General features: G+C 50.6%; 16 protein-coding genes, 2 rRNA genes and 1 riboswitch (1 of these 19 running past the window's edge). Of the genes, 8 read left to right on the top strand and 10 right to left on the bottom strand.

All coding sequences use genetic code 11. The features are described 5' to 3' along the window. Window positions 1-85: 85 nt before the first annotated feature. The 3 genes from DTHIO_RS20225 to DTHIO_RS01005 are packed head-to-tail and all read right to left on the bottom strand — an operon-like array spanning window position 86 to window position 2249. Entirely contained in the window at window positions 86-1198 is a 1113-nt protein-coding gene (locus tag DTHIO_RS20225) for an aldehyde ferredoxin oxidoreductase C-terminal domain-containing protein (protein ID WP_083803894.1), read from the bottom strand. Between the two features lie 24 nt (window positions 1199-1222). After that, a complete protein-coding gene (locus DTHIO_RS20230; RefSeq protein ID WP_083803895.1) occupies window positions 1223-1963 on the bottom strand; it encodes an aldehyde ferredoxin oxidoreductase N-terminal domain-containing protein in 741 nt (246 codons plus the stop codon). Further along, complete coding sequence (locus DTHIO_RS01005) at window positions 1953-2249, bottom strand: 4Fe-4S dicluster domain-containing protein (RefSeq protein WP_008868502.1); 297 nt, start codon at window positions 2247-2249, stop codon at window positions 1953-1955. The genes DTHIO_RS20230 and DTHIO_RS01005 overlap by 11 nt, the downstream gene beginning before the upstream one ends. A 105-nt stretch (window positions 2250-2354) precedes the next feature. Next, a riboswitch (cobalamin riboswitch) is annotated at window positions 2355-2568 on the bottom strand. Between the two features lie 354 nt (window positions 2569-2922). Here DTHIO_RS01005 and DTHIO_RS01010 point away from each other — a divergent pair. From DTHIO_RS01010 to DTHIO_RS01020, 3 genes are all read left to right on the top strand, one after another. Further along, window positions 2923-3414: a DUF7680 family protein gene (locus tag DTHIO_RS01010; protein WP_008868503.1), complete on the top strand. Its 492-nt coding sequence runs from the start codon at window positions 2923-2925 to the stop codon at window positions 3412-3414. A gap of 5 nt (window positions 3415-3419) precedes the next feature. Further along, window positions 3420-4529, top strand: a complete 1110-nt coding sequence (locus DTHIO_RS01015) for a Fic family protein (protein WP_008868504.1) — start codon at window positions 3420-3422, stop codon at window positions 4527-4529. Between the two features lie 656 nt (window positions 4530-5185). Further along, window positions 5186-5398: a type II toxin-antitoxin system HicB family antitoxin gene (locus DTHIO_RS01020; RefSeq protein WP_008868505.1), complete on the top strand. Its 213-nt coding sequence runs from the start codon at window positions 5186-5188 to the stop codon at window positions 5396-5398. A gap of 127 nt (window positions 5399-5525) precedes the next feature. On the opposite strand, the gene DTHIO_RS01025 is transcribed toward DTHIO_RS01020, so the two are convergent. The 3 genes from DTHIO_RS01025 to DTHIO_RS21920 are packed head-to-tail and all read right to left on the bottom strand — an operon-like array spanning window position 5526 to window position 7737. Continuing rightward, window positions 5526-6665 (bottom strand): sensor histidine kinase, encoded by a 1140-nt coding sequence (locus DTHIO_RS01025; protein WP_050775104.1) that lies wholly within the window; start codon window positions 6663-6665, stop codon window positions 5526-5528. Next, window positions 6658-7377: a cobalamin B12-binding domain-containing protein gene (locus DTHIO_RS01030; protein WP_008868507.1), complete on the bottom strand. Its 720-nt coding sequence runs from the start codon at window positions 7375-7377 to the stop codon at window positions 6658-6660. Before DTHIO_RS01030 ends, DTHIO_RS01025 begins: the two co-directional genes overlap by 8 nt. A gap of 6 nt (window positions 7378-7383) precedes the next feature. Then, the gene (locus DTHIO_RS21920; RefSeq protein WP_208596356.1) at window positions 7384-7737 is read right to left on the bottom strand and encodes a hypothetical protein; all 354 of its coding nucleotides are present in this window, start codon (window positions 7735-7737) and stop codon (window positions 7384-7386) included. A 22-nt stretch (window positions 7738-7759) separates the two neighbouring features. Here DTHIO_RS21920 and DTHIO_RS21550 point away from each other — a divergent pair, with 22 nt between their 5' ends. From DTHIO_RS21550 to DTHIO_RS01055, 5 genes are all read left to right on the top strand, one after another. Continuing rightward, window positions 7760-8188 (top strand): response regulator, encoded by a 429-nt coding sequence (locus tag DTHIO_RS21550; RefSeq protein WP_008868508.1) that lies wholly within the window; start codon window positions 7760-7762, stop codon window positions 8186-8188. Between the two features lie 177 nt (window positions 8189-8365). Further along, complete coding sequence (locus DTHIO_RS01040; protein WP_008868509.1) at window positions 8366-9013, top strand: ABC transporter permease; 648 nt, start codon at window positions 8366-8368, stop codon at window positions 9011-9013. A 9-nt stretch (window positions 9014-9022) separates the two neighbouring features. After that, a complete protein-coding gene (locus DTHIO_RS01045) occupies window positions 9023-10000 on the top strand; it encodes an ABC transporter ATP-binding protein (protein WP_008868510.1) in 978 nt (325 codons plus the stop codon). Beyond that, entirely contained in the window at window positions 9990-10634 is a 645-nt protein-coding gene (locus DTHIO_RS01050) for an ABC transporter permease (protein ID WP_008868511.1), read from the top strand. The genes DTHIO_RS01045 and DTHIO_RS01050 overlap by 11 nt, the downstream gene beginning before the upstream one ends. A 25-nt stretch (window positions 10635-10659) precedes the next feature. Further along, window positions 10660-11595 carry an ABC transporter substrate-binding protein gene (locus DTHIO_RS01055; protein ID WP_008868512.1) on the top strand — a complete coding sequence of 312 codons (936 nt, stop codon included), beginning with the start codon at window positions 10660-10662 and terminating at the stop codon, window positions 11593-11595. A 41-nt stretch (window positions 11596-11636) separates the two neighbouring features. Here the strand turns inward: DTHIO_RS01055 and DTHIO_RS01060 are convergent, their stop codons facing one another. From DTHIO_RS01060 to DTHIO_RS01075, 4 genes are all read right to left on the bottom strand, one after another. After that, window positions 11637-12011, bottom strand: a complete 375-nt coding sequence (locus DTHIO_RS01060) for a hypothetical protein (protein WP_008868513.1) — start codon at window positions 12009-12011, stop codon at window positions 11637-11639. Window positions 12012-12040: 29 nt separating this feature from the next. Continuing rightward, the gene (gene elyC / locus DTHIO_RS01065; RefSeq protein WP_008868514.1) at window positions 12041-12811 is read right to left on the bottom strand and encodes an envelope biogenesis factor ElyC; all 771 of its coding nucleotides are present in this window, start codon (window positions 12809-12811) and stop codon (window positions 12041-12043) included. Window positions 12812-13059: 248 nt separating this feature from the next. After that, window positions 13060-13174, bottom strand: a 5S ribosomal RNA gene (gene rrf, locus DTHIO_RS01070). A 39-nt stretch (window positions 13175-13213) separates the two neighbouring features. Continuing rightward, window positions 13214-15153, bottom strand: a 23S ribosomal RNA gene (locus DTHIO_RS01075) (it continues 1489 nt past the right edge of the window).

The raw sequence follows: 15153 nt of genomic DNA on the forward strand, positions 1-15153 counted from the left end.
TTTTGATTTACGCTTCCTTGGAGTGAGTTTTTACGTCCTGTTTGCAAAGTCCACGGACCCTGGTAAATAGTTACGTTTTTTTGCCTTATGAAAGCCCAAGCCTGCTCCTGGTTGCCGGTGTCGGGACACCCGTATCCAGGTCCCATCCTCTGAGGCTGTAGTATTGCGTAAGCAGGGCCTCGTATTTATCCCTGTCCAGACGTTCTCCCCTGGAAGGCCCGTTCTTCACAGGCTCCTGCATAAGCCGCTTCGGCGGATAATCATCTTTTCTGCCCAGTCCTTCCCTGCAGTTAAACATCCGCTCCAGGTTCCAGATCCTCTCCCCGGCCCGCCTTAGATCCTGGACATCTCCCGACCATCCTGTGGCTGTGGACAGCAACCTGTGAAAATGGGCGGGCAGGACGGGTTTTAATGCGATTCCCTCCAGCTTGCACAGCCCCAGGGAGTCCACTACGCAGTGCCAGTCCTCCTGCCAGGCCATGAGCCCGGCTTTGGTTTCATACTTAAGCCAGTATTTATCTCCAGGCTCAATGCCCAGCTCACTCTTGAGAATATGTGCATATACATCCGGTGCCACCTCTAAAAGACAGAGCCCTTTTAAGTGATCTCCGCCTCTGGGGGAAACGGCAAAGGCCATGGCCATGCCCTTTGTTCCGCGCACATCCACAGCCGGGTAATCCAGGCCTTTGCTGTGCACCACAAGATCCTGTCCTCCGAGTATGCGCGCAGCCCTCCAGGCCCCTTGGGCCAGAATATCACCCCCGTCCTGTCTGGCGGCTATTCTATGGATGGCCTGTATCATGGCCTGATGGTTGCCGAAGCCAAGACCGTCCAGACCCAGATCTCTGGCGGAAAAAACCCCTTTATCCACGCACTCCATGGCCCAGGCCAGGACGTTGCCGGTGCTTATGGTGTCCAGGCCAAGCCTGTTGCAGAGCATGTTGGCATGCAGCACTGCTTCCAGGTCGGAATTGCCGCACTTGGAGCCGAACGCCGAGATGGATTCATATTCCGGGCCTTCGCCCTTAGTTCCGGCATAAGGTCCCTCTTGTACACTGCAGTAGCGGCTGCAGCTTACCGGGCAGTTGAAACAGCCTTTGTTTCTTTGGACGTAATTATCCTTGAGGTTTTCTCCGGAAAAGTTGGAGGAGGCTTCAAAGACGGATTCCTGAAAATTTCTTGTGGGTAAAAAGCCCATACCTTGGGCCAGGGGAGTAATGGCTCAGGTGCCGTAGGAACTGGCCTGTTCATAAAGAGGATCTCCCAGGATACTTGCCTGCACTTCCTGTACAGCCTCTGTAAAGGCTGCGGGCTCAAAAATATCCACTCCCCTGTCCCCGCGCACAGCCACTGCCTTGAGATTCTTGGAACCCATGACAGCTCCGGGTCCGCAGCGTGCAGCGGCCCGGCCCAGATTGCATATCACCGCGGACATGAGCACCATGTTTTCTCCGGCCGGTCCGATACAGGCCACCTGGGCCGTTCTCTCGCCCAGCTCCTGTCTAATGCCTGCGTCTGCTTCCCAGGTATCCAGGCCCCACAGGTGCCGGGCATCCTTTATCCGCACCTGGTCGTTGTCTATCCACAGGTAGACGGGATGAGCCGCCTTGCCGGTGATTACCAGGTGATCAAATCCGGCCATTTTAAACTCAGGCCCGAAATGCCCGCCGCAGTTGGAGTCGGCGAAAATTCCGGTAAGAGGCGACTTGAAGGTCAGGCTGAAACGCCCGGAGCAAGGTGCGGGCGTACCTCCCAGAGGGCCGACCCCGAATATGAGCGGGGCTTGGTGAGACAAAGGGTCCATTCCGGGATAAGTCATGTCCATGAGCAGCCTGGCCCCGCTGCCGGACTGACCCAGATAGTCCCGGACCAGGTCCCTGGGCAGCTCTTGTGTTTTGACCTGCATGCTGTTCAGGTCCACGTAGAGAATCCTGCCGCACCACCCGTACCATTTATCCCGCATCCCGGACCTCCTCTTTTTCCACTTGCAAAGCTTCGAACAGACAGGCAGTAACACATGCCGGCTCCAGCAGGGATCCGGCCCCCGGGGCCTGCTTGCCGCAAAATTTTTCCTGGCATTCCATGTTCAAAAGCGGGTATTCACTGCCTGCTTCCTCGTCCTTAATGATATGAATACCCGCCCGCCTGGGGTTAAAAGGCGGCTTATCCCACCAGGCGCAGGCCGTCTCGCAGGCCCTGCAGCCCCGGCATTTCTCAGGGACTATATTTATCTTTACCACCAGATCCATTTCACCTCCATTGTATTAAAAATCCAACGATCAATCAGTTGCACACAAAAAAATCCCCGGGCTGGCATACAACTATGCCCTCCCGGGGATTTACCATCTCCCTTCAGGTGAAAACAAACCGCGGCAGGTCTTCTGGCTCGTGGATCAGCTTACTCTCCGCGCCTTCCCCTGAAATTTGCCATTCCCCGAAGATACCGGGAAATATGTCTCAAAGTGGCTGAATGCGGATTTCATCCCCACTGACAGCGGCGGGACCGCGCCGGACTTGCACCGGCTTCCCTTTTAAGGCCTTACGGCCACCACAGATTGTAAAATGCGCAAGATTTGACAGCAGGGTGCACCAAGCTGTCTGAAAAAAACAGATACCCAATCGTCTGCAATGGGTCAACTCCCTGCAAACAGCTAAGTTGAGCTTGTCTTCTTTCCGCTATTAAGTTATTTTTACCACTCATCCTTACAATCGCCTTTATTTTATCATTATGGGTATCTTACTGCCGTGGCTATTCAGCAGGCTTACCGGCACGTCTTCTATCCCAGCCGGAATCATGTGTAAGGAGCAGATGTAGACTTGGGACATACAGTTATAGAGGTCCAGACTGCCTCGGAAACTCCAGGCAATGGACAAAAACAGGACCGGAGCCTGCTTTGTACTGGCTAATGCGGAGGCATCCTCATGAATGCACTTCCCAACATTGTCGACAGCGAAACTGGCCAGGGTCTTCCCCGCTATGACCTGCGGGTTGAAAACCACGGGCCAAGTGATTTGGAGTTTGAGATTTGGCAGATACCCTACAACGGAACACCGGATGTCAAAAAGCCGCTGCGCATTTCCGGCCTGCGCGGCCGTAATCTGGCCCTGATTGAACACCGGGTGCTGCGTCTTCTGGCTAAGGCAGGAATTCACCTGGGCGGACTGAATATACAGGACCAGGCTCGCTATGCCTTAAACGAAGATCAGGCCCTGAATCTGGGTCTTCTTTTCCGTACCCTGGCTCCCATGCGCAATCGGGAGAACATGCCAATGGTGGCCGACGGAATTGAGGCCATGGGCAAGGAAGAGGCCGCCTATTGGCTGGGTATGGCCATGCACCGCAAATATCCCAGACGGGTGCTCATGGCTCTGCGCTTTTTGCTCATTGATCCCAAGGCCAGGATGAAGGACTGAGCAGCATGCCTACCCCGGTGTATTATCATGAAGGCAAATTTCCACCTCCTGAATTGGACTGGGCCCGCCTCATACCATTTATTGGTCCTGCCAACGCAGCAGTAGCCAGGTATGATGGTATCTTGTCCGCTGTACCCAATGCCAATGTCCTCCTGACGCCGCTTATGACTCAGGAAGCAGTGCTGTCCTCCCGAATTGAGGGGACCCAGGCCACCTTTGGCGAAGTTTTGGAATACGAGGCAGAGCATGATAGATCCAGATTCAGCCCAGAGCGCAAAGAGGATATCGGTGAGATTTTGAATTACCGGCGGGCTATGCATGCTGCGCTGGATATGCTCAAAGAACTGCCCCTTTGCCAAAGAGTGATCAAAAGAGCGCATGAAGTCCTCTTGCAAGGAATGCGAGGGACGGGCAGATCACCGGGAGAATACAGAAAAGGTCCGAACTGGATCGGCTCTCCAGGATGCAGCATTGAAGAGGCCACATTTGTACCTGTTTCAGCTGAAAAGCTCCCGGATGCCATGCGGATCTGGGAAGAATACATCCATGCCCAGGCTCCTCAGGATAAGCTCGTTCAGTTAGCTTTGCTTCATGCAGAATTTGAAGCCCTGCATCCTTTCTTGGATGGGAATGGCCGATTGGGACGGATTTTTGTGCCTCTGTTCATGGCTCAGGTCGGGCTCATTTCCAGCCCTATGTTTTATATCAGCGCTTATTTTGAAGCCAGACGCGATGAATATTACGAGCGGCTCTTGGCTGTCTCCCGGGATAATGACTGGACTGGGTGGAGCATGTTCTTTCTTCAGGCTGTCCAGGCCCAGGCTGAGGATAATCTGCGCAAGGCTCAGGCCATCTTAAGCCTGTATGATTCACTCAAGCATCGTTTTACTCAATTGACCCATTCCCAGTACGCTATCCACGCCTTGGACTGGATTTTTCAGCGGCCGATTTTTCAGAGCTCTGATTTTGCGTACAAATCATCAATACCTCCGGCCACAGCAAAAAGAATGCTGACGAAACTCAAGCAGAACGATATGCTTGTTGAAATTCAGCGTGGAGGAGGACAACGTTCTGCTGTCTTGGCCTTGCCGTCCTTGCTTCGTGTAGCAGAATAGAATTTTGTGGCTCACGTATTATCCACAAACTGATTTGTGGCTCATAAATCAAATTTGGTGAGCCACAAGGTTATTTTTTCGGGGGCTGGCAGACGTCAGCTTGGTCCTCGTAGTCGGGATCGGTATTGGAAGCTATCGATCCAGATTTCGATCCCCATACCGATGAAGATCGAGTTGCCATGAACATTTAACTGTGCTTTCGGAAATAGAAGATGTATCCGGTCCGTGTGACCACAGATGCAGACTACTTTGACCAAAATCCGGAGAGTACAGAACCGTGGTCGCCTGGGATTCCTTTATTCCCAGTAAGTGAAGAGATCTCAGAAGGTGAGATTGTAGACAGAGACAGGTTTTTGAAGGTGATCAAAGACGCATAAGTAAATAAATGAAAACGGGGTCTGTTCTGAAAAAACAGATACCCAATCGTCTGCAATTGGTCAACTCCCTGCAAACAGCTAAGTTGAGCTTGTCTTCTTTCCGCTATTAAGTTATTTTTAACACTCATCCTTACAATCGCCTTTATTTTATCATTATGGGTATCTTACTTAGGAGGAAATCTTAAACCTCCAGCCTAAAGGAGCGAAAGCAAAACCTTATCAAGTACGACAAGCAAGGTATATTATTTTGAGGTATAACCTTCAAGCTGGAGAACAATAATGGATTACAAATACGAAATGATCATCTACTGGAGCCAGGAGGACGAAGCCTTTTTGGTTGAGGTTCCGGAGCTTCCAGGGTGCATGGCTGATGGGCAGTCCTATGAAGAAGCTGTGGCCAATGCCCAGGTGGTCATTGAAGAATGGATAGAAACAGCCCGGGAGATTGGCCGACATATCCCTGAGCCCAGGGGACGGCTCATGTATGCGTGATGTTTGTTGCTAATGGAGGTCTGGCTCGACTCTGCTTTCTGACCAGGACTGGAAGGTCAAGTATCCTGAATTGACTTTTTGCAGTCACATCATGTTATACTTTCTGTTTGTAATTCATGGGACTGCATCAAGCCTTGGACTCAGCTTTAACAGGCAGACTGAAGAAGAAAGTTGTCCCCTGGTCCACCTTGCTCTCCACCCAGATCTTGCCCATATGCCCCAGAATAATCTTGTGCACTATGGCCAGGCCAAGTCCTGTGCTTTTCTCTCCCTCAGGGGTCTTGACGCTGGTTTTGGTAAAGGGCTGATAAAGTTTCTGGATGTCTTCTTCCGGAATGCCTGGCCCTTTATCCGTAACGGCAACTGTTACATGCTCTCCGCTCAAAAACACGTGCACCTTGATCAGGTTGCCTTCCGGAGAAAATTTGATGGCGTTGGACAGCAGGTTGTGCATCACCTGTTCAATCTTCATGGAGTCCAGTTCCACATAGGGTATGGTCTCAAAATGCTCCAGCCGGATCTGGATCTTTTTCTTTTCAGCCAGGATCTTATTTATATCCACAACGGATTTGATGAGAGAGATTAGATCAGTGGACTGAAAGTCAAGTTCCAGTTTGCCGGCTTCTATCCGGGCGATATCCAGCAGCTGGTCAAGCAGGGAAAGCATGAAATTGCTGGAAGTGTGGATGAGCTCCAGAAACTGGATGTATTCGTCACTTAAACTGTCTCTGGCCTCTTCCAGCAAAAACTCGCTCAGGTTGCGGATGGCCCCCAGGGGATTGCGCAGATCGTGGGCAGCCATGCCCAGGAAGTGATTCTTTAGTTCGTTCAGCTTGGTCAGCTCAATGTTTTTCTTCTGAAGTTCCCGGTTCAAGTTGCTGAACTCGTTATTCAACTGGACCAGGTTCCTGCGCAGTTCCTCTGTCTCCAGGTGATTTAATTCGCCTACAGCCAGAATTTTTCCGTTCTGTTCCATAAAACGGAAGTAAAAAGTCTGGGGAAGACCGGAATGGGAATTGACATTGAAAAGGTGCTGCTCGTCCTCCTGCTGCAAAGCATTTTGCAGGTCAAAGGAACCGGTGAAATCCACAATCACCTCGCTTAGCAGTCTGCCTGTGACATCCTTGCCTACAAGATTATGCGTAAACCTGTTGGCCTGCTGGATTCGACCGTCTACATCAAGGGTCATAAGAATAATCGCCGCGTGTTCAGCGAGATAATTATTCAGGGCCTCACCGGAAAAATCAGGAATCATGTTTTTACTCATATTGTTGCAGCATTTTTTCCAGTTCTTTAATTGAAGAAATATATTGCACCCTGGAATACTTATCCTGTATATCGGATCCTCCCCAACGAAAGGCCTGTCCTCCTACAATAACCTGCTGACCCGGAAGCTCGCTTTCAAGCCTTTGTAAAACATTGTGCAGATAGTCCATATTAAAATAGACGCTCATGGAAAGTGCTACTATCTCCGGCTGCTTGTCCCGGACAATATCCAGCAGATCCTCTACAGGCGTGTTTGCACCCAGGAAATAGCCATCCCAGCCATTAAGCTCAAAAATATCGGCCACCATTTTGCCTCCGATCTGGTGGTACTCGTTTACCAGACAGGAAACCACGGCCTTTCTGCCCACATGCTGGGCGGCAAAAATTCTGGGATAGGCCAAGCTTAGCACACTTTCAGTAATTGTGGTGGCCATATGTTCTGTGGCCACTGATATACGGTTGGTCTCCCACAGATAACCTACTTCGTAAAGGGAAGTCTGAAACAGATCCAGGTAGAGATCATAAATGGACACATCCCTGTCCAGAAGGTCCTTGACTATCTTTGTGCATTCCTGTCGATTGCCTTTGAGCAGGTTCTGAAGATAGTTATTGTAAATTTCACTGGTTATCATGGTAGTTACCGGCCTTATTTTGAAGAGGTAGTAACCCTGAACAAGATCCGTGTCAAACTCCATGGTCCTTACTATTTCCACATAAATTCAACCCCTTCGCTCAAGACCATGACTCCAAGCTGATGCCCCATCTTGAAACTCACCCCGATGATCATGATATCCTCTAATACCCACCGGCAATACTTCTTGCATGCAGGTTGTTGCTGATAAAAAATCAGCCAAACCGGTCAAAAAATTATTGAAATTATTTTTTGCCTCGTATAAAAAAAACTTCTGCGCAATACTTGTGCGGTGCTTAAAAAATGGCATTTGCCGCGGACTGACAAGGAACAATACGCTTTTGCCCTGCTTTACGGCCCATTCAGGACTACCTGCTTCCGGACTGCAAACGGGCTCAAAGCGGGTTAAAAGTATGGCTTTCGGACATTTGGTCAGAAACACGTTTCTATGGAGGGCAGACCGCATGAAGGTACTGATCGCGGAAGACGAGTTTTACAACAGATGGGTGCTGAGCAAAATGATGGCCAGTTACGGCAACTGTATCGAAACAGACAACGGCGAAGAAGCAGTACAGACTTTTTGCTGGGCCTGCAGAAAAAAGGAGCCTTACGACCTGGTTCTTCTGGACATAATGATGCCCGCACTCAACGGATTTGAAGTTCTGGAGCGTATCCGGGCGTTTGAAAAGGAAAGCGGCATTGAAAATCTTCAGAAAACCAAAATTGTCATGTTGACCTCACTGGAAGAACCAGAATATATTGATCAGGCTTTAAACGAATACGGTGCTGATTCCTACCTGACCAAGCCTGTTCAACTGGAAACACTGCGCCAGGTCTTGACTGACCTGGGCTTTTTTCCTCAAGAGCTGGACATGCAGCAGGAAGCAGTATAACAAACAAAAATCCTGGGAAGAGTTTTTTATGTCCGGCAGGCCTTATTGTGTTTAAAAGTTAATCAGCGGAAACGGTCCCACTGGATGAATAAACAGGATTGACCGGACCGGCACCTCCCAGTCAAATAACAACACAATAAGCCGGTACCAAAATACCCGGGCCAGGTCCCAGTCCATATGGACATTATCAACTTCACTCTAAATAACGCCGGCCTGGTTCTGGAATACACCTTCAATCACCTGTCCCTGGTTCTTATAGTTCTGCTTATTTCCCTGGCCCTGTGGATATCAACCGGCCTGATTATAAGCTGGCACGACAGGCTGGCCGGGACAGTCATCAGCCTCAGCAATATACTCTTTTGCATCCCCAGTATTTCCCTTTTCGGCCTGTTCATGACCATGCCCGGATTCGGCCTGGGCAGAAATACCGCTGTTGTTGTCCTGGTGATTTACGCCATGATGCCCCTGGTACGAAGCGTTTATCTCGGAGTCAAATCAGTGGATGCCTCTGTCGTGGACGCCGGTAAAGGCATGGGCATGACCCCGTTGCAGATTTTACTGCAGATACGGATCCCCATGGCCTGGCCCATGATTTTTGCCGGCATGCGCGTGTCCATTGTCATTGTCACTGGAATTGCCACCATGGCCACCTTTATCGGCGAAAAAAACCTGGGCAGACTCATTCACCAGGGGATCACCAGAGGCGACTCGGACATGATAATTACCGGGGCGATTATAGTGGCCTGCATGGCTCTGCTTCTTGATTTTATAATGGCCCGCATACAACGAAGGGTGATCTCTCCAGGCCTGAGGTTTGATACTTAAAGCTGACACATGATTGAACTTATAAACGTTACCAAAATATTTCCGGGGGCACCATCGCCTTCAGTGGACAATGTATCCTTCAGGGTGAACCAGGGAAATATCTGTGTGCTGCTTGGCCCCTCAGGATGCGGCAAGACCACCATCCTGCGGATGATGAACCGTCTGGAAGAACCAAGCAGTGGCAAAATCCTTATAAATTCGGAGAATACCCTCAAGTCAGACCCTTCGGCACTGCGCCGCTCCATTGGATATGTAATCCAGCAGACAGGGCTGCTGCCGCACAGAACCGTGGCCAGGAACATTGCCCTTGTGCCAGGTCTGCTGGGTTGGCCTCAGGAAAAGATAAACAACAGGGTGGATGAACTGCTGAAACTCATGGGCCTTGATTCAGGGGATATAGCTGACAAATACCCCCATCAGCTGAGCGGCGGCCAGATGCAGAGGGTGGGTGTAGCCCGGGCCATGGCTGCCGATCCTCCCATAATGCTTATGGACGAACCATTTGGAGCAGTGGACCCCATAATCCGCATCAGGCTGCAGGACGAGTTTTTGAAGCTGCAGCAGCAGGTTAGAAAAACCATCTGTTTTGTGACTCATGATATAAACGAGGCCATCAAGATGGCTGACTACCTGATTATTTTCAACCAGGGCCGCCTGGTACAGATGGGTTCTCCCGTTGAAGTGCTTACCAGTCCAGCGGATGACTTTGTACTTAGTCTCATCGGAGATGACCGGGGGGTAAAGATTCTTGACCTGACCAGAGCGGAAACATTAATGGAGCCGGCAGATAATATTTCAGATGATCTGCTGGGATCCGGCTGTACAGTGCAGTCCTACCAGCCTGTCAAACTGGCCCTGGAAGTAATGATGAAAAAAAACCAGGACCGGGTTGGAGTCTGTCGGGGCAATCACCTGGCAGGAACTCTCAGCTGGTCGGACATAAAAAGACATATCAACAAAGTAAGCGGGGAAGAAAGTGAGCTTTGATCCGGAGCTTTTTATTCATGCCATGAGCCACCGGGCACCCCCCTATATCCTGGAGCACCTGAACCTGGTACTGATTCCCATGTGTATAGCTGTACTCATCGCCCTGCCCACGTCAATCATGCTTACAAGACCTGCGTACCGCCGCTTTACTTCCAGGATCATGGCAGTATTCAACGCCGGGCAAACCATACCGCCTCTGGCGGTAATCGCCATATTTTTTCCTTTTCTCGGCCTGGGTTATGCACCTGCTATCCTGGCCCTGAGCATTTACGCCCTTTTGCCCATTGCCCGAAACACCATCACCGCAATTTCATCTGTGCCCCAGGACGTCAAGGAGGCGGCCAGGGGCATGGGTATGACTCCATGGGAAGTTCTGAGGAAGGTTGAGCTTCCCCTGAGTGTCCCGGGCATCATGACCGGGATAAAGACCTCTGCCGTTCTTACCGTGAGTACTGCCGTCCTTGCAGCTCTGGTGGGCGGCAAAGGGATGGGCGCTGTTATTTTTGCAGGCATAAATTTCTTCCAGGCGGAGCTTATCCTGGCCGGGACTGTTTATATCGGAATAATGGCTGTTTTAATTGAACGTATGCTTACTTTACTGGAATGGTATCTATCCCCGAGTCATTTAAAATAAGAAATGCAGACAAAAAGGAGTGATCATGAAAATGCTGAACAAAATAATGCTGCTGGCGGTGCTTGCAATCCTGATTTTACCAGGATGCGGCTCTGATGATACCGGCAAGGGTGAAGCAAAGCTCAAACTGGCCAGCTCTGCCGAGTGGACCCAGAGATCTGACGGGTTGCCCAATTTCCAGGAACACTACGGTTTTGAGTTCCCTGAACTGGCAGTGGTAGACCTTGGACTGGCCTACCAGGCAGTTGGGGAAGGGCTGGCCCACGTGGGCATAGGAGATGCCACCGAAGGCCGCATTGTCAAATACGACCTGGTAGTGCTTGAAGACGACAAGGCCTTTTTTCCGGCCTATAACCCCGCTCCCCTGGTTCGAAAAGATATCCTGGAAACATATCCAGAGCTGGAAAAAATCATGCAGGAACTGTCTTCGCGCCTGGATCTGAAAACTCTGAGCATGCTCAACAAAAAAGTATCCATTGACAATGAAATGCCCCGGGATGCTGCCAGATATTTCCTGCTGCAGGAAGGGCTGATAAAAAAAGAACCACCTGAACAAAAAGACGCCGGTGAGATTGTAGTGGGAGGCAAGACTTTTACCGAAGCGCTGACCCTGGGTTACCTGACAAGATATTTACTGGAGGACCGGGGATACAAGGTTGTGGACGAAACTGGCCTGGGAGAGACTGCCGTAATCACTCCTGCCCTTTTTTCCGGGCAGATTGATATTTACTGGGAATATACCGGGACCGGCCTCATGAATGTAATGGGTTACGATGAAGTAGTTACTGATCCCCAAGAATGCTATGAGCTGGTAAAAGACTGGTATCTGGAAAACCATGACGTGGTCTGGCTGGATTACGCCCCGGCCAACAATACTTTTGTCCTGTTCACCTCCAGGGAACTGCATGAAGAACATGGCTGGGAAAAGATATCGGACCTCGGGGAGTACGTGTCGCAATAACTGCTCGTTGCCGTCCTTTGAACTGCTCTTGCCCGGAAAAGCTAGTGCCGCTGCTTCAAAGCCTGTATAAAGCTTTCCAGGTCGTTTGCCTGGCCTTCCCGGTAATCTTCCGGGTAAAGCAGCTGCCGCATGAAAAAGACACTGCCGACACCCATGGCCTGCTGTGCATTGTGGGCAAAGGTGTTCAGCCTTTGCTCCACAGCACTTCTGGTTTGATGAGACAGTTGATCCAGAAAAGGCTCCGCCGTTTCAGGCAGGCCGGCAAGTATTTGCGCTTTTTGTTCCAGAAGGGACCTGTGCTGATCCAGGTCGTAGCTTTCTTCAAGTATTTTGTCGGCCTTTTTCTCCAGTTCACGGATTCTTTCCGCCTGCTCCGAAAGTTTGTCTTCCAGAGTGTCAAGTGGGGAATCTGACATTGCCAATCTCCTTTTACTTCAAAATGATCTTATTCAGGGACAATGCCTCTAATCATTGCCCAAGCCAGACCAAGCCTTTCATAAAACACCCTTTCAGTCTTGGCAAGGGCACCTGCACTGGGAAAGTAATCCCAGAGATTGTACAGCTTGTCCGGTGCCCTGAAGTCGGTTGGCGAAGGTATCGGGTCCATACCTTCAGATTTGAATATGATCATGGACCGGTGCATATGTGATGCAGACGTTACCAGCACAAAAGACTCATCCCCCACGATATCCCTGGCCAGGCTGGCCTCGTCCTCAGTATCCTTTGCCTCCGCGACAACCAGGATATCGTTTTCATCTATGCCCAGTTCAACAGATGCCAATGCAGCAAGCTCGGAACTAGCCACAGGATACCTGAACCTGCCGCCGGTGAATACCAGTGTGGAGTCCGGATACATATTTTTGATCCTTATCCCCTCCACTACTCTGGACAATGAGGACTGACTGAGCAGGGCATTGGGTGGCAGGCCTTCCTGAAGAAAATGACCGGACCCCAGCACCACGATATATGATGGAGCAGATGTGTCGTCATACTGCAAAGGCTGATACTTCTGCTCCAGAGGCCTGAGCATCCTGTCAGCCACAGGCTCTACTGATATTGCACCCAGAAAGACAGTGCCTGCCAGGATAAAAACAAATCCCGTCCGGTTTCTTTTGAAGATAATAAAAATAAGCCCCAGCAGGATGACCTGCAGGGCAAGAGGTAGCGGAAAAACCAGCCTGGAAACAACTTTTTTTAAAACAAACAGAACTTCCATATATCACCCTTGATCTTGCGACTGGTAACTGATTAATTAATAAGGAAGTGTTATCAGTGAACAGTTATTGGTTGAAGCTCCAAAGCCTGAATTAACTGCCTTACCCCAATCAACAAATAACTGACAGCTCGTTTACGGGCATAACTCATTATCACTATAGCATGAGTGGTTCTGGACCGTCCAGGTTTGGGTGAACCACAAAAAAAGGGATTCCAGTAAGTGGAATCCCTTTTTTTGTGGAGAAAATGTTCCGGCAGCGTCCTACTTTCCCAGGGGTATGCCCCAAGTATCATCGGCGCTGGAGGGCTTAACTTCCGAGTTCGGAATGGAGTCGGGTGTGGCCCCTCCGCCTTGGCCGCCGGAACAAAATTTATAAGTTAATAGGAGTAAGTTTTTTGTAGTCAGGTTAAGACTCACGGACTATTAGTACCGGTCAGCTCAACATGTTGCCATGCTTACACTTCCGGCCTATCTACCTGGTGGTCTTCCAGGGTCCTTTAGTCCAACACGTACTTGCGTACATGTCAGAGGGGAGACCTTATCTTGAGGAAGGCTTCCCGCTTAGATGCTTTCAGCGGTTATCCCTGCCGATCATAGCTACCCTGCTGTGCCGCTGGCGCGACAACAGGTCCACTAGAGGATCGTCCATTCCGGTCCTCTCGTACTAGGAACAGAGCCTCGCAAGTCTCCTGCGCCCACAGCAGATAGGGACCAAACTGTCTCACGACGTTTTAAACCCAGCTCGCGTACCACTTTAAATGGCGAACAGCCATACCCTTGGGACCTGCTCCAGCCCCAGGATGTGATGAGCCGACATCGAGGTGCCAAACCGCGTCGTCGATGTGAACTCTTGGACGCGATCAGCCTGTTATCCCCGGCGTACCTTTTATCCGATGAGCGATGGCCCTTCCATTCAGAACCACCGGATCACTAAGGCCTACTTTCGTACCTGCTCGAGATGTCTCTCTCACAGTCAAGCTCCCTTATGCCTTTGCACTCAACGGCTGGTTTCCAATCAGCCTGAGGGAACCTTTGCACGCCTCCGTTACTATTTGGGAGGCGACCGCCCCAGTCAAACTACCCGCCAGACAATGTCTCCCGCCTGGCTTCACAGGTCGGGATTAGAACCCTAGACTACCAAGGGTGGTATTTCAAGGGCGGCTCCACGATCACTAGCGTGACCGCTTCAAAGCCTCCCACCTATCCTACACATGATAGCCCAAAGTCCAATGTCAAGCTGTAGTAAAGGTGCACAGGGTCTTTCCGTCTTGCTGCGGGTACTCGGCATCTTCACCGAGAATTCAATTTCACTGAGCCTCTGGCCGAGACAGTGCGGCGATCGTTACGCCATTCGTGCAGGTCGGAACTTACCCGACAAGGAATTTCGCTACCTTAGGACCGTTATAGTTACGGCCGCCGTTTACCGGGGCTTCGGTTCAATGCTTCTCCCACCGAAGTAAAATAACATCTCCCCTTAACCTTCCGGCACCGGGCAGGCGTCAGTCCCTATACGTCGTCTTGCGACTTCGCAGAGACCTGTGTTTTTAGTAAACAGTCGCCACCGCCATTTCGCTGCGACTCCCCCAGGCTCATAAAGTAAATTTAATCACCCAAAGGAGCACCCCTTCTCCCGAAGTTACGGGGTCATTTTGCCGAGTTCCTTAGCCAGAGTTATCTCAAGCGCCTTGGGATACTCTCCCCGCCTACCTGTGTTGGTTTACGGTACGGTCCGCCAGTTGATCTCGCTTAGAGGTTTTTCTAGGCAGCATGGGATCAGTCACTTCCGTCTATTAAGACTCGTCATCACCTCTCGGCCTTATGAAGATCCGGATTTGCCTGGATCTTCAGCCTACAGGCTTGAACCGGGACGTCCAACACCCGGATGACCTACCCTTCTGCGTCACCCCATCACTCAAACGATCAACAAGCAGGTACAGGAATATTAACCTGTTTCCCATCGACTACGCTTTTCAGCCTCGTCTTAGGGGCCGACTAACCCTGGGCAGATTAACTTTACCCAGGAAACCTTAGGCTTACGGCGAACGGGTTTCTCACCCGTTTTATCGTTACTCATGCCAGCATACTCACTTCTCTACAGTCCACCCAACCTCTCGGTTGAACTTCGTCCCGAAGAGAACGCTCCCCTACCAGACCAGAGAACTATGTCCTCTGACCTCCGTGGCTTCGGTAATGTGCTTTAGCCCCGGTACATTTTCGGCGCAGAACCACTAGACCAGTGAGCTATTACGCTTTCTTTAAAGGATGGCTGCTTCTAAGCCAACCTCCTGGCTGTCAAAGTAGTTCCACTTCCTTTCCCACTTAGCACATATTTAGGGACCTTA

It is taken from the genome of Desulfonatronospira thiodismutans ASO3-1 (genome assembly GCF_000174435.1).
Classification (GTDB): Bacteria; Desulfobacterota; Desulfovibrionia; order Desulfovibrionales; family Desulfonatronovibrionaceae; genus Desulfonatronospira; species Desulfonatronospira thiodismutans.